This window comes from Corynebacterium sp. HMSC064E07 (assembly GCF_001815745.1).
GTDB classification, from domain to species: domain Bacteria; phylum Actinomycetota; class Actinomycetes; order Mycobacteriales; family Mycobacteriaceae; genus Corynebacterium; species Corynebacterium jeikeium_D.
Genome location: NZ_KV821798.1, coordinates 1 through 1,204, shown reverse-complemented (window position 1 = coordinate 1,204; position 1,204 = coordinate 1). Strand labels below are relative to the sequence as shown.

Sequence of the window (1,204 nt, the reverse complement as noted above, 5' to 3'; positions counted from 1 at the left end):
TCGATGATGGATAAGCATCGCGTGATCTACGAGATGCTTATGGCCGGCTCATATAGTGTTGCCGAGATTGCCGCGCAGGCTGGGGTGTGCACAACCACGGTGTACAACCGGCGGGCTAGTTTAACCACTATGAATACCCGCAGTCGGATAACACCTGGTGATGTATCTCGTGTTGGTACTGGTCGGCGGCTAGGGCTGGCGGAACGCTTACTTATTGCCGATTGCCTGCGGGCAGGTCATTCGCACCGGCGTATCGCCCAGATAGTCTGTCGTAGTCAATCCACTATCAGTCGTGAAATCGCACGCAACAGCGTCGATGGTATCTACGATGCCTATCACGCTGATCAGGCCAGCCGCGGGCGTCTTGCTCGTCCAAAGCCGCGCAAACTCGATGACAATCGATTTTTGCGCGCCCAGGTTGTCAATCTGCTCAACCGTGGCGCCTCGCCGCGTCAGGCCAGTGGCAGGTTGGCTGCACTGTGGGGTGATAATACGTCCATGACTATTAGCCACGAGTCGATTTACCAGGCCCTTTACGTACAAGGGGCAGGCAGCTTGCGCAAAGAACTTGTGTTTGAAAAGTCCTGCCGGACTACCCGGCCAGGGCGTAAACCCCGCTCGCTTCTCGCAGGGGTGCCCAAGCCACGTGGAAAACGCTGGACTCATGATGCCAATATTTCACTTCGCCCAGCCGAAGCCAATGATCGTGCGGTACCCGGTCATTGGGAAGGCGATTTGATTATTGGCGCAGATGGCACCAGTGCTTTAGCGACGTTGGTGGAACGCCGCAGCAGGTTTGTGCTGCTCGGCAGACTCGGCACTGACCATACTGCCGCCAGTGTCAATGAGGTGATGGTACGGATGATTCGTCGGCTCAAAGAGTCGATGGACACCACGATTTCGACGTTGACCTGGGATCAGGGAGTGGAGTTTGCCAAACACACGGAGTTTTCTGTCGCGGAGAATATCCAGGTGTTTTTCGCCGATCCGCATTCGCCGTGGCAGCGAGGTAGCAATGAGCGGATGAACCGGGATATCCGGTTTTATTTCCCCAAAGGCACCAACTTTACCGATGTCACCGACCAAGAGGTCGCCGAGGCGGAAGCATTGCTGAATAACCGGCCACGGGTAGTGCTCGACGGGTTAACTCCCCGGGAGGTAATCTCTGGTGTTATCCATGATGCAATGACCGCCTGACCCTACC

The 1,204-nt window shown here is 56.1% G+C and carries 1 protein-coding gene; it reads left to right on the top strand.

Features of this window, described 5'->3' with window-relative positions; genetic code table 11:
- Positions 1 to 1,197 (top strand): IS30 family transposase (locus HMPREF3053_RS01300; RefSeq protein ID WP_083317201.1); only part of this gene is annotated, 1,197 nt, incomplete at its 5' end.
- Positions 1,198 to 1,204 lie beyond the last annotated feature (7 nt).